The sequence below is a fragment of the Roseibium sp. M-1 genome, from assembly GCF_054515675.1.
This window is the reverse complement of record NZ_CM137257.1, coordinates 4,665,753-4,677,471: the sequence shown is the minus strand read 5'-3', so window position 1 is coordinate 4,677,471 and position 11,719 is coordinate 4,665,753. Positions and strand designations below refer to the sequence as shown.

At 62.8% G+C, this 11,719-nt stretch carries 12 protein-coding genes; 8 read left to right on the top strand and 4 right to left on the bottom strand.

What is annotated here, in order from left to right; all coding sequences use genetic code 11:
- Positions 1 to 11: 11 nt before the first annotated feature.
- Positions 12 to 155 carry a hypothetical protein gene (locus ACX3M4_RS21225; RefSeq protein WP_459354968.1) on the bottom strand — a complete coding sequence of 48 codons (144 nt, stop codon included), beginning with the start codon at positions 153 to 155 and terminating at the stop codon, positions 12 to 14.
- A 185-nt stretch (positions 156 to 340) separates the two neighbouring features.
- Here ACX3M4_RS21225 and ACX3M4_RS21220 point away from each other — a divergent pair, with 185 nt between their 5' ends.
- From ACX3M4_RS21220 to ACX3M4_RS21210, 3 genes are read left to right on the top strand one after another with little or no spacing between them, the layout of a single operon-like run.
- On the top strand, positions 341 to 988 hold the full coding sequence (locus ACX3M4_RS21220) for a shikimate kinase (protein ID WP_459354967.1): 648 nt from the start codon (positions 341 to 343) through the stop codon (positions 986 to 988).
- Positions 989 to 1,003: 15 nt separating this feature from the next.
- A complete protein-coding gene (gene aroB / locus ACX3M4_RS21215; RefSeq protein WP_459354966.1) occupies positions 1,004 to 2,152 on the top strand; it encodes a 3-dehydroquinate synthase in 1,149 nt (382 codons plus the stop codon).
- A complete protein-coding gene (locus tag ACX3M4_RS21210) occupies positions 2,149 to 3,492 on the top strand; it encodes an HlyC/CorC family transporter (protein ID WP_459354965.1) in 1,344 nt (447 codons plus the stop codon). The genes aroB and ACX3M4_RS21210 overlap by 4 nt, the downstream gene beginning before the upstream one ends.
- 224 nt (positions 3,493 to 3,716) lie before the next feature.
- On the opposite strand, the gene ACX3M4_RS21205 is transcribed toward ACX3M4_RS21210, so the two are convergent.
- Positions 3,717 to 4,016 carry a BolA family protein gene (locus tag ACX3M4_RS21205; RefSeq protein ID WP_459354964.1) on the bottom strand — a complete coding sequence of 100 codons (300 nt, stop codon included), beginning with the start codon at positions 4,014 to 4,016 and terminating at the stop codon, positions 3,717 to 3,719.
- Between the two features lie 182 nt (positions 4,017 to 4,198).
- Between ACX3M4_RS21205 and ACX3M4_RS21200 the strand changes: the two genes are divergently transcribed.
- The 4 genes from ACX3M4_RS21200 (at position 4,199) to ACX3M4_RS21185 (ending at position 9,000) form a co-directional block, all read left to right on the top strand.
- Positions 4,199 to 4,789 carry a DnaJ domain-containing protein gene (locus ACX3M4_RS21200; RefSeq protein ID WP_459354963.1) on the top strand — a complete coding sequence of 197 codons (591 nt, stop codon included), beginning with the start codon at positions 4,199 to 4,201 and terminating at the stop codon, positions 4,787 to 4,789.
- 66 nt (positions 4,790 to 4,855) lie between these two features.
- On the top strand, positions 4,856 to 5,842 hold the full coding sequence (gene cobS, locus ACX3M4_RS21195) for a cobaltochelatase subunit CobS (protein WP_459354962.1): 987 nt from the start codon (positions 4,856 to 4,858) through the stop codon (positions 5,840 to 5,842).
- Positions 5,843 to 5,850: 8 nt separating this feature from the next.
- Positions 5,851 to 7,764, top strand: a complete 1,914-nt coding sequence (gene cobT / locus ACX3M4_RS21190) for a cobaltochelatase subunit CobT (RefSeq protein WP_459354961.1) — start codon at positions 5,851 to 5,853, stop codon at positions 7,762 to 7,764.
- Positions 7,765 to 7,992: 228 nt separating this feature from the next.
- Positions 7,993 to 9,000 (top strand): esterase-like activity of phytase family protein, encoded by a 1,008-nt coding sequence (locus tag ACX3M4_RS21185; protein WP_459354960.1) that lies wholly within the window; start codon positions 7,993 to 7,995, stop codon positions 8,998 to 9,000.
- 410 nt (positions 9,001 to 9,410) lie between these two features.
- Here the strand turns inward: ACX3M4_RS21185 and ACX3M4_RS21180 are convergent, their stop codons facing one another.
- Together ACX3M4_RS21180 and rpmB are read right to left on the bottom strand one after the other, a co-directional pair.
- Positions 9,411 to 10,076, bottom strand: a complete 666-nt coding sequence (locus tag ACX3M4_RS21180) for a VUT family protein (protein ID WP_459354959.1) — start codon at positions 10,074 to 10,076, stop codon at positions 9,411 to 9,413.
- A 101-nt stretch (positions 10,077 to 10,177) separates the two neighbouring features.
- The gene (gene rpmB, locus ACX3M4_RS21175; protein WP_459354958.1) at positions 10,178 to 10,474 is read right to left on the bottom strand and encodes a 50S ribosomal protein L28; all 297 of its coding nucleotides are present in this window, start codon (positions 10,472 to 10,474) and stop codon (positions 10,178 to 10,180) included.
- A 342-nt stretch (positions 10,475 to 10,816) separates the two neighbouring features.
- Between rpmB and ACX3M4_RS21170 the strand changes: the two genes are divergently transcribed.
- Positions 10,817 to 11,650 (top strand): DUF3108 domain-containing protein, encoded by an 834-nt coding sequence (locus ACX3M4_RS21170; RefSeq protein ID WP_459354957.1) that lies wholly within the window; start codon positions 10,817 to 10,819, stop codon positions 11,648 to 11,650.
- Positions 11,651 to 11,719 lie beyond the last annotated feature (69 nt).

The following is an 11,719-nucleotide window of genomic DNA, read 5'->3' as shown; positions in this document are numbered from 1 at the left end:
CGATGCCCGGCCTAGCGGCCGAATCCCTCCTTCTTGACCCGCACCTCGATCTCCCGCTCGCGCGGCTGGACCAGGTAGGCCAGCGAATAGATGGCACCATATCCAAGCGCGCCCAGCAGGATCAGCACGAGCAGCAGGCGCGTCAGGGTGGGCACGTCGGATCTCTCCAGGTCGGCACGTCAATGGTTCAAGCTCCGATGCCTGCCCGGCGAATCGGATTGTGGAATGTTTCCGCAAGCAGGCAGCGCTTGCAAGGCAAAGCCGCGTCAAGCCGCGGGGAGTTCTGTCCGGAACTTGCGTTCCCCAGTGTCTTTTTTTCCGAATATGCTAAAACGCCGCCATGAGAGAAAACGACAACACGCGGCCATCCGAAAGAGAGGCTGCCGGAACAGATGCGAAATCCATCGATCTTGACCGCCTGGTGCACGCCCTTGGCCGGCGTTCGATCGTTCTGGTCGGCATCATGGGCTGCGGCAAGTCGACGGTCGGCAAGCGTCTGGCACAACGGCTCGGTCTTGAATTCCTCGATGCCGATACCGAAATTGAGCGCGCAGCCAACATGAGTGTCTCCGAAATCTTTGCTGAACATGGCGAACCTTATTTCCGCAGCGGCGAGGAACGGGTGATCGCCCGGCTTTTGCGCGAAGGTCCCCAGGTTCTGGCAACTGGCGGCGGCGCTTTCATGAGCGCGGCAACCCAGGCGGAAATCGCCGAGCACGGCCTTTCCATCTGGCTCAAGGTGGATTTCGACACCGTGATGGCGCGCGTGCGCCGTCGCTCGACCAGGCCGCTGCTGCAGAACCCGGATCCGGAAGGCACCATGCGCAAGCTGATGGCTGACCGTGAACCGGTCTATTCAAAGGCGGCCCTGACAGTGACCTCCAAGGACGTTCCGCACGAAGCGGTGGTCGACCTGATCGTCGTCACCCTGGCGGATTATCTCTTCGGCAGCGACAGCGCAGACGCTTCGCGGACTTCAATGAACTGAAAAAAGCAAGACGGCATGGTAGATACGGTAGTGGCAAAGGCGTTGTTGGGGCGGGACGAGAAGATCGTCCGGGTGGATCTTGGCGCGCGCAGTTACGACATCAAGATCGGCCGCGGCCTCCTGGAAGGCGCGGGGGCTGAAATCGCCGCCGTGCTGCCGGGTGCGCGCCTGGCGGTGATCGCCGACGAGACCGTCGCAAGCCTTCACCTGAAGACCTTTTCGGAAAGCCTGAAGGCCGCCGGCCTGCAGCACACGGCAATCACGGTTCCGGCCGGCGAGAGCACCAAATGCTTCCGCCAGTTCGAGCGGCTTTGTGACGAGGTTCTGGCCGCCCGCCTTGAGCGCGGCGATGCGGTGGTTGCCCTCGGCGGCGGCGTCGTCGGCGACCTGACGGGCTTTGTCGCCTCGGCCGTGCGCCGTGGCATGACCTTCATTCAGGTGCCGACAACACTGCTGGCGCAGGTGGACAGTTCCGTCGGCGGCAAGACCGGCATCAATTCAAGACACGGCAAGAACCTGATCGGCGCGTTCCATCAGCCGGCGCTGGTGCTGGCCGACACTGCCATTCTCGACACGCTGCCGCTCCGGGATTTCCGGGCCGGCTATGCGGAAGTCGCCAAATACGGTCTTCTCGGCGATGCCGATTTCTTCACCTGGCTGGAAACCAACTGGCAGGCCGTCTTTGCCGGCGGTGCGGAGCGGGACGAGGCCGTCGCGCGCTCCTGCCAGGCCAAGGCCGATGTAGTGGCCGCCGACGAGTTTGAATCCGGCCGCCGGGCGCTGTTGAACCTCGGCCACACTTTCGGCCACGCGCTGGAAGCCGCTGTTGCCTACGAGACTGAACGGCTCGTCCATGGCGAGGGCGTCTCCATCGGCATGATGCTGGCACATGAATTCTCCGAGCGTCTCGGCCTCATTGGCGCCGATACCGTTGCCCGGGTGCACAAGCACCTGACGGATGTCGGCCTGCCGGTGACCATGCAGGAGATCCCGGGCCAGTTGCCGCCGGCCGAGACATTCCTCGACATCATCGCCCAGGACAAGAAGGTCAGCCGCGGCACGCTTACCTTCATTCTCACCCGCGGCATCGGTGAAGCCTTTGTCGAAAAGGGCGTCGACCCGGCGCTGGTGTCGGACTTTCTCAGGGAGAAACTGCAGGCATGACGGAATCGGCTCTCTGGCTGGCCATCGGCGCCATTTTTGTGCTCCTGTTCCTGTCGGGTTTCTTTTCCGGATCGGAAACCGCGCTGACCGCTGCCTCGCGGGCGCGCATCCACCAGATGGAAAAGACCGGCGACTGGCGCGCACGCGTCGCCATGGTCCTCATTGCCAATCGCGAACGGCTGATCGGCGCTCTGCTGCTCGGCAACAACCTGGTCAACATCCTGGCCTCGGCGCTCGCCACCAGCGTCTTCCTGACGCTTTTCGGCGATGCCGGCGTGGCCCTGGCCACCCTCGTCATGACTGTTCTGGTCCTGGTCTTTGCCGAGGTGCTGCCGAAGACCTGGGCGATTTCCAACCCGGAACGCTTTGCCCTGGCAGTGTCGCCACTGGTCCGTTTCGTCGTCGCTGTTTTCGGCCCGATCGTCATCGGCGTGGAATGGATCGTCCGCAACATCCTGAAGCTTGTCGGCGTCAATGTCGGCGACGACAAGTCGATCCTGTCACCGCATGAAGAACTGCGCGGCGCTGTCGACCTGCAGCATATCGAGGGCGGCCTGGAAAAGGGCGAGCGCGACCGCCTCGGCGGCCTGCTGGACCTTGCCGAACTGGAAGTCTCCGACGTCATGGTGCACCGGACCAACATGGTCGCGCTGAACCTTGACGACGATCCGGACAAGCTGGTGAATGCCGTCCTGTCCTCGCCCTACACCCGCCTGCCGCTGTGGCGCGGGGAAAGCGACAATTTCGTCGGCGTCCTCCATGCCAAGGATCTGCTGCGCGCCCTGCACGCCGCCGGCGGCGATGCGGCCAACGTCAACATTCTGGATATTGCCGCCCCGGCCTGGTTCGTGCCGGACACGACCTCGCTGCAGGATCAGCTCAACGCCTTCCTGCGCCATAAGGCTCACTTTGCCCTCGTGGTGGATGAGTATGGCGAGGTGATGGGCCTGGTGACGCTGGAGGATATCCTGGAGGAAATCGTCGGCGAGATTGCCGACGAGCACGACGTCGAGCTGGAGGGCCTGCGCCCTCAGGCCGACGGGTCGGTGATCGTCGACGGCTCCGTTCCGATCCGCGATCTCAACCGCGCCGCCGACTGGAGCCTGCCGGACGACGAGGCGACGACGATTGCCGGCCTTGTCATCCACGAAGCCCGGATGATCCCGGAAGAACGCCAGATCTTCACCTTCCACGGCTTCCGCTTCACGGTCCTGCGCCGGGAAAAGAACCGCATCACGCGGCTGAGGATCATGCCGCTGGGGCAGATTCCCGGCGTGAAATCGCCTGCTGCTGCGGCACCTGCGCAAGCAGCCCCGGTTCCGGCGAAGGTCGGAGTTTGAAGGGCTAGTCACAAACGTGGGATACCCCCACCCCTAGCCCCTCCCCACAAGGGGGAGGGGAACAAGGCTTCGCGATTTGGCTGATGCAAACAGTTCGGTTCCGGCCGATTGCATTCAGATATCGCGGCAAATTCGGAAAAATCCCCCTCCCCCTTGTGGGGAGGGGCTAGGGGTGGGGGTTCGCGGCCACGCCTCAGAAAAGTTACGTCCGAATTGGAGGCCCGTCAGACGTCCGCCACCCGGGCGGCACGCGGATCCGGTTCGCTGTCGGCGCGGATTTCGAGGGCGAGGGCGTGAACACCGCCGGCCAGTTCCTCGGCCAGAAGATCGTTGATCGCCCGGTGCCGCGCCACCCGGTTCATGCCTTCGAAGGCTGCTGAGGCGATCTGCACCCGAAAATGGGTCTCGCCGCCCTCGCGCCAGCCGCCATGACCCCGGTGTTTTTCCGATTCGTCGATGACATTCAGAAAGGACGGGGAGAAGGCTTCGGTCAGCTTTGCGGAAATCGTCTGTTTTGTGCTCATAAGGCTCACGTTGGGTGGGTATTCTCAAAGGTCAAGTCTTTCATGGCCCGACCCCGGCTGATAAAGTGTCGGGCTTGCCAGTGCCCTGGCCATCCGACGCCCGGAAATTAGCTTTGGATACCGGGACAATGCAACTCCCCGCGGGCTTGCCCGTGCTCACTCGGACTTCGATATTCTGACGCATGAAACTGGACTCCAAACTCTTCGACAGCATTCGCGTTAAGCCGGACAAGGAACGGGTCGAGCAGGACCGTCATCCGGTGTGCGACCATCCCGGCTGCGAACGGCCGGGCATGCACCGGGCGCCCAAGGGGCGCAACCGGGAGGGCCAGTATTTCCATTTCTGCGTCGACCACGTACGCGAATACAACAAGTCCTACAACTACTTCACCGGCATGGGCGACGACGACGTGCGCTCCTACCAGAAGGACAGCCTCACCGGGCACCGGCCGACTTGGAAGATGGGTGTCAACAAGCAGGCCGCAGACGGTCCGGACGGCTTCGATGCACGATCCAACATGCGTGCAAACGCGCAACGGCGTACTGAACAGATGCGCCGGCCGCGCGAAAGAAAGCTACTAACGCTTGAAAAACGTTCCCTGGATGTGCTCAATCTCCCCTACACAGCCCGTGGCGCCGAAATCAAAGCGCGCTATAAGGAGCTGGTCAAACTGAACCATCCGGATGCCAATGGCGGTGACAGGTCTTCCGAAGACCGCCTGCGGGAAATCATTCAGGCGTATAACGTTCTGAAAAAAGCCGGTTTCCTTTAGAGCCTGCAGGGTCCTGCCGGCTTTTCCCAAAGACCCTTCCCGGCCGCCCGGGATTGCGGAGGACTGATGACTGAGACGACGACTGCGGCCATGGCCATGCCGGACACTGAGGTTTCTGTAGAAGAGGTTTTCGGTTTCAAGTCCGGCCTCAAGGTTCCTGCATTTTCCGCGCCGTCCGAGCATGTGCCCGAGCGGGACAACGATTACCTGTTCGACAGAGCGACCACGCTCGCGATCCTGGCCGGTTTTGCCCATAACCGCCGCGTGATGGTGACCGGCTATCACGGCACCGGCAAATCGACCCATATCGAACAGGTCGCCGCCCGCCTGAACTGGCCGTGTATCCGCGTCAACCTCGACAGCCACATCTCCCGTATCGACCTGGTCGGCAAGGATGCCATCGTCATCAAGGACGGCCTCCAGATCACCGAATTCCGGGACGGCATCCTACCCTGGGCCTATCAGCACAATGTCGCGCTGGTCTTCGACGAATACGATGCCGGCCGTCCGGACGTGATGTTCGTGATCCAGCGTATTCTGGAATCCTCCGGCCGCCTGACCCTGCTCGACCAGAGCCGCGTCATTCGGCCGCACGCCGCCTTCCGCCTGTTCGCCACCGCCAACACGGTCGGCCTCGGCGACACCTCCGGCCTCTATCACGGCACCCAGCAGATCAACCAGGCCCAGATGGACCGCTGGTCGATCGTTACCACGCTGAACTACCTGCCGCACGACAACGAGGTCGACATCGTCCTGTCGAAGGCCAAGCACTTCCAGACCGACGAGGGCCGCAACATCGTCTCCAAGATGGTGCGTCTCGCCGACATGACCCGCAACGCCTTCATCAACGGCGACCTCTCCACCGTGATGAGCCCACGCACGGTCATCACCTGGGCGGAAAACGCGGAGATCTTCGGCGATGTCGGCTTTGCCTTCCGCCTGACCTTCCTCAACAAATGCGATGACATGGAACAGTCCCTGGTGGCAGAATTCTACCAGCGCTGCTTTGGCGAGGACTTGCCGGAATCCTCCGTCAACGTCGTCATGAGCTGAGGTTCCGAATGGCACCGCGGCCAGGTCACAATTCCCTTCCGGGCAACAAGCCCGCCCCCTCCACCGAGCCCTTCAAGCAGTCGGTGAGCGGCACCATGCGGGCGATTGCCGGCGAAGCGGAACTGGAAGTCATCTTTTCCGGTGACCGCCCGGGCCTCAGCGGCCTGTCGGCCCGCCTGCCCGAACCTTCGCGCAAGGTGAATGCGCGCGAAATCGCGGTAACGCGCGGCCTGTCGGATTCCATGGCCCTGCGCATTGCCTGCCACGACAAGGCGGTGCATGCGAAGAACATGCCCCAGGGCCCGGATGCGCGAGCAATCTTCGAGGCGGTCGAACAGGCCCGCTGCGAGGCTGTCGGTGCCCGGCGCATGCAGGGTGTCGCCGACAATCTGTCGGTGATGCTGGACGACCGGTTCCGCAAGTCCGGCGCACCGGACATTTCGTCCCGCGAGGAAGCCCCGCTTCAGGATGCCCTGTCGCTGATGGTGCGCGAACGCCTGACCGGCGCCAGGCCGCCGGAAAGTGCCAGCAAGCTCGTCGACATGTGGCGCGGCTGGATCGAGGACAAGGCCGGGGCGGATCTCGACCGGCTGGAAGCCGAGGTCGAGGACCAGAACACCTTTGCCTCGCGCCTCCGCGACGTCCTCAAATCCCTCGACATGGGCGACGAGCTTGGTGATCTCGACCAGGACATGGATCCGGACGAGAGCGAGGACCAGGGCAACAACGACGAGGCGGAAGCCGGAGAAGACAGCGAAGACGACAGCGGCGAACAGGAAGCTTCCCCGCAGGAGATGGAACTCTCCGGCGAGGAAGAGGACAGCGGCGACACGGACGCCGCCGAAGCCGACATGGAGGACTTCGCCGAACAGGACATGGCGGAGGATTCCGAAGAGCCCGGCGAGAGCGAACGCCCGGACCTGCCCTTCTCCAACCGGCCGGAGACCGACTACCGCGTCTTCACCACCCAGTTCGACGAGACGGTGACGGCGGAAGAGCTTTGCGATATGGCCGAGCTCGACCGGCTGCGCGGTTTCCTCGACAAGCAGCTGACCCATCTGCAGGGCGCGGTTGCGCGGCTCGCCAACCGGCTGCAGAGAAAGCTGATGGCGCAGCAGAACCGCGCTTGGGATTTCGACCTGGAAGAAGGCCTGCTGGACACGGCCCGCCTCACCCGCGCGGTCACAGACCCGATGGCACCGCTTGCTTTCAAGCAGGAACGCGACACCAACTTCCGCGACACGGTGGTGACGCTGCTGCTCGATAATTCCGGCTCCATGCGCGGCCGGCCGATCACGGTCGCAGCGACCTGCGCCGATATCCTGGCCCGCACGCTGGAGCGCTGCGGCGTCAAGGTCGAGATCCTCGGCTTCACCACCAAGGCCTGGAAAGGCGGCCAGTCCCGCGAGAGCTGGATCGGCGCTGGCAAACCGCCGACGCCTGGCCGTCTGAACGACCTGCGCCACATCATCTACAAGTCCGCGGATGCGCCCTGGCGGCGTGCCCGGCGCAATCTTGGCCTGATGATGCGCGAGGGGCTGCTCAAGGAAAACATCGACGGCGAAGCGCTGCTGTGGGCCCATGACCGGCTGCTGGCCCGGCCGGAACAGCGCCGCATCCTGATGATGATCTCGGACGGGGCTCCGGTCGACGACACCACCCTGTCGGTCAACCCGGGCAACTATCTGGAGCGGCACCTGCGCTACGTCATTGAGGAAATCGAGACCCGCTCGCCCGTGGAACTGATCGCCATCGGCATCGGCCACGACGTCACCCGCTACTACCGCCGCGCGGTCACCATCGTCGATGCGGAAGAACTGGCGGGTGCGATGACCGACCAGCTTGCCAACCTCTTCGACGACGAGGCCATCCTGGCCTCCCAGTCACGCGGGCGGCGCAAGCGCGCCGGCGGCCGCCGCTAGTGGTTCGATTCTGACATTTGCATCCCCCTGCTGCTAGCGCTGGAGCAAATGTCAGAATCATAAGAACCACTAGATAAATTTATGATTCTAGTGGAGCTTTTGAATTTGACATTTGAGCATCAGCCTAGCCGCGAGCGGGACTCAAATGTCAAATTCGCTCCACTAGACGGCCGGACCGGCACCATGGCGAACGCGCGGAGTGAACGGGCACCGGACAGAAGACTTGCAGTGGCAAAAATAGCGGCTGCGCTCAGCCTTGCTGTGGGCCTCTGGACGGCTCCCGTCGCCGCGCAGGCGCTTCTGAGCGAGGGGCAGCCTGTCACAACGCGCACAAAGCCCATCGAAACCTTTCAAATCGGCACCACGGCAACGCGCTTCGGCAAGCTTGTCTTTCTCGGCGGACTGGAACTGCTGGCCTCCGACCGCAAGATCGGCGGTCTGTCAGGCCTCATCAGCCTTGAGGGCGGCAGCCGCTTTCTGGCCGTGACGGACAACGGCCACTGGGTGACCGGGGAGGTCGAGCAGGCGCCGGATGGCAAGCCGCGCGACCTTGAAAATATCCGCTTCGCGCCGCTTCTGGGAGCCGATGGCAAGACCCTGAATGCCCGCTGGGGCCATGACACGGAAGCGTTGACGCTGTCCGGCTCGGGTCTTTATGTCACCGCGGAAACCCGCAACGCGATCTACCGCTTTCCCTGGCCGGTCGCGACGGGAAAGGAAAAAATGATCGGCGAGGTGGCCGTGCCGGACGCAATCCGCGACCTGCCCCGCAACACCGGCCTGGAGTCCCTCGCCGCCGCGCCGGAAGATGGCCCGCTTGCGGGCAAGCTCGTCGCGGTGGCGGAATCCTCTCCCAGCGACTTCCACGACCTCTCCGGTTTCATCATCGGCCCGGACGGGACTGAGACCTTCACCATCCGCCGGACCGACCGGTTCGACGCCACCGACGCCGCTTTTCTGCCCGGCGGTGATTTCCTGTTGATGGAACGCCGCTTCAGCCTGCGCGACCTCATCGGCCTGCGCCTGCGCCGCTTCAACGGGTCGGAGATTGCGCCCGGCGCGGTCCTGGACGGCGAGACGCTGCTGGAAGCCGGTTTCAACGACCAGATCGACAACATGGAAGCCCTTGCTGTCCACCAATCCGAAACCGGCGACACCATCCTGACGCTTCTCTCCGACAACAACCGCTCGATCCTGCAGCGGACGCTTTTTTTGCGGTTCCGGCTGGAGGAATAATTTCTTTCAACGCCATCCACGTATCCGGATCTGTCCCCTTCCCCCTTGTGGGGAAGGGCTAGGGATGGGGGTAAACGGCGAAGCCGTAACCCACACTTTGCGATGCGGCTTACCCCCACCCCCAACCCCTCCCCACAAGGGGGAGGGGAGCTTCGCCTGCACAAGCGGACTTACGCCGAGCAAGCTTCAAAACAAAAAGGCGCCCTAAGGCGCCTTAATTCAATCACATCGTCCCTAGTGGAGCGAATTTGACATTTGAGTCCCGCTCGCGGCTAGGCTGATGCTCAAATGTCAAATTCAAAAGCTCCACTAGAATTATATATTTATCTAGCGGTTCTTATGATTCTGACATTTGCTCCAGCGCTAGCAGCAGGAGGATGCAAATGTCAGAATCGAACCACTAGAGAGCCTCACGCCGCCCGTCCGTCCGGCATTGCCCGGAAGAGGCTGAGCACGATGCGGTAGGGCGCCAGCATGAGGACGGCCACCAGCATCTTCACGCAGAAGTCGCCGACGGCGAGCGAAGTCCACAGCAGGACCTGGGTCTCGTCGCTGATACCGAGGAACGGCACCGGGAAGGCAAGCGAGCTGTCTTCCATGCCGAAGAGGACATCGATGAAGCCGAAGGTGGCCGAGAAGGCGATGCCGAAGAACAGGATCGTGTCGATCACCGAGCCGATGAAGGACGAGACGATCGGCGCCTTCCACCAGGTCAGCCGGCGCATGCGGTCGAAAATGGTGACGTCCAGCAACTGGGCGACGAGGAAGGCCGTGCCGGAAGCAATCGCGATGCGCGGCGTTGCCAGCCAGATCGACAGCACGACGGCGATCACGAAACCGGCGATCACCACCTTGCGGGCGGCTGCCGGGCCGAAGCGCCGGTTGGTGAGATCGGTGACCAGAAAGGCGACCGGATAGGTGAAGGCGCCCCAGGTCAGCGTATCGGCAAGATTGACGCTGCCGACGACATGGTCGACCGGATACTGCACCAGGAAATTCGATGCGACGACGACAATGGCCATCGCCACGATCGCGATCACATGATGACCGGCGGAAAAGGCCCGGATGTCGGACATGGCTTCACCTCATAACGACGAACGCCCAATCGAGACCGATTGAGCGTTCAAAATGTCGATCCTTAAAGCCTGCAGCCTTGCGCCGCAGGACTTGCAGCTACTCAAGCGGCAGCGGCTTCAGCCTGCTTGCGCTTGACGCTGACCTTGATCTTGCGCGCTGCGTCGGACAGGTCGTCGTCGTTGGACTTCAGGAGATATGCATCCAGGCCGCCACGGTGCTCGACAGAGCGCAGGGCGTGGGCGCTGACGCGCAGCTTGAAGGTCTCGCCCAGCGTGTCGCTGATCAGGGAGACATTGCACAGGTTCGGCAGGAACCGGCGGCGGGATTTGTTGTTAGCGTGAGAGACGTTGTTGCCCGTCATCACATCTTTGCCGGAGAGTTCGCAACGGCGTGCCATGATATCACCTTTTGTTTTCGTGGCTGGGCCGTTACCTGGAACCCAGCAAGTCCAACCGGAAGCGGCGCGGACCTGAGGCCCGGCGACAACGTCTCCGGCATTTCTCGGAAAAAGTTGCTCCGCTATAAAGGCAGCGCGCGCCAACGTCAAGACATCTCCCCCGCTTTGCGGAGATTCACTGCTTTTATTTGCGCCAACCGGCCGCGTTAACCAGTGAGTTACCATAATTTTGAATGATTGGGGTCGTTCGGCGACGCAGATTCATGCTATTCTTTCCGTTGCGGAACACTCATGGCGCGGGGGCGCAGTTCGCTGCCTGACAGGCAGTCCGGAGGTTTTGAAGTGTTTGGATTGACGTCTTTCGGGCGCCTGATCGCCCTGCCGCTGCTTGCTGCGGCACTGCTGACGACGCCTGCGGAAGCCAAGAAAAGCAGCGTCAACGGCCTCTATAACATGTCGATTGCCGGCTTCAAGATCGGTCGCGGCACCCTGTCCCTCGTCATGCAGGGCAACGCCTATTCGGCCAAGGTCAGCATGGAACCGGCCGGTATCGGGACGCTCTTCACCACCGGCAAGGGCGGCGCGGAAGCGTCCGGCTGGCTGGTCGGTTCCAAGGTGGTGCCGTCCAAGTACCGCATGGCCTCGCGCTATGCCAGCTTCGACATGGCCGTGAACCTGAACCAGGGATCCGGCAGCATCCGCTCCATGGACGTGACGCCGCAACTGCGGCCCAATCCCGAACGCATCCAGGTGACCAACCGCCACACCCGCAATGCCATCGACCCCTTGAGCGCCGCATTGATGCCGGTCGGCTCGGCCCGCGACAGCCTTGGCCCCAAGGCCTGCTCGCGCAAGCTTCCGGTCTTCGACGGCTGGACCCGTTTCGACATCAAGCTCAGCTATGCAGGCACGAAGGAAGTGTCCGGCCATGGCTATGACGGCCCGGTTGTGGTCTGCAAGGCCCGCTGGGTTCCCGTTGCCGGCCATCGCCCGTCGAAGGATTCCGTCAAGGAAATGGCCCGGGCCAACATCGAGGTCTGGATCGCACCGATGGGCCGCGAAAACGTGCTGATCCCCTACCGTATCGAAGTGGATTCCTCGAGCGGCCGCCTCGTCGTGGAAGCCGCCAAGCTGAATATCGACGGCGCCGGCAGCGACCAGGCCTCCGCCGACTGAAGACTTCCCCGGCAGCCTGCCTGCTGCCGATTAAGAGGCGCAGCCTTGCAGCCGAGGCTTGCGCCCTCT

Excerpts from the sequence above, each read along its gene's own strand:
- ACX3M4_RS21220 (WP_459354967.1), top strand. The coding sequence starts at position 341 with ATGAGAGAAAACGACAACACGCGGCCATCCGAAAGAGAGGCTGCCGGA.
- cobS (WP_459354962.1), top strand. The coding sequence starts at position 4,856 with ATGACTGAGACGACGACTGCGGCCATGGCCATGCCGGACACTGAGGTT.
- rpmB (WP_459354958.1), bottom strand. The coding sequence starts at position 10,474 with ATGGCACGCCGTTGCGAACTCTCCGGCAAAGATGTGATGACGGGCAAC.
- ACX3M4_RS21205 (WP_459354964.1), bottom strand. The coding sequence starts at position 4,016 with ATGAGCACAAAACAGACGATTTCCGCAAAGCTGACCGAAGCCTTCTCC.
- ACX3M4_RS21210 (WP_459354965.1), top strand. The coding sequence starts at position 2,149 with ATGACGGAATCGGCTCTCTGGCTGGCCATCGGCGCCATTTTTGTGCTC.
- ACX3M4_RS21200 (WP_459354963.1), top strand. The coding sequence starts at position 4,199 with ATGAAACTGGACTCCAAACTCTTCGACAGCATTCGCGTTAAGCCGGAC.
- cobT (WP_459354961.1), top strand. The coding sequence starts at position 5,851 with ATGGCACCGCGGCCAGGTCACAATTCCCTTCCGGGCAACAAGCCCGCC.
- aroB (WP_459354966.1), top strand. The coding sequence starts at position 1,004 with ATGGTAGATACGGTAGTGGCAAAGGCGTTGTTGGGGCGGGACGAGAAG.
- ACX3M4_RS21180 (WP_459354959.1), bottom strand. The coding sequence starts at position 10,076 with ATGTCCGACATCCGGGCCTTTTCCGCCGGTCATCATGTGATCGCGATC.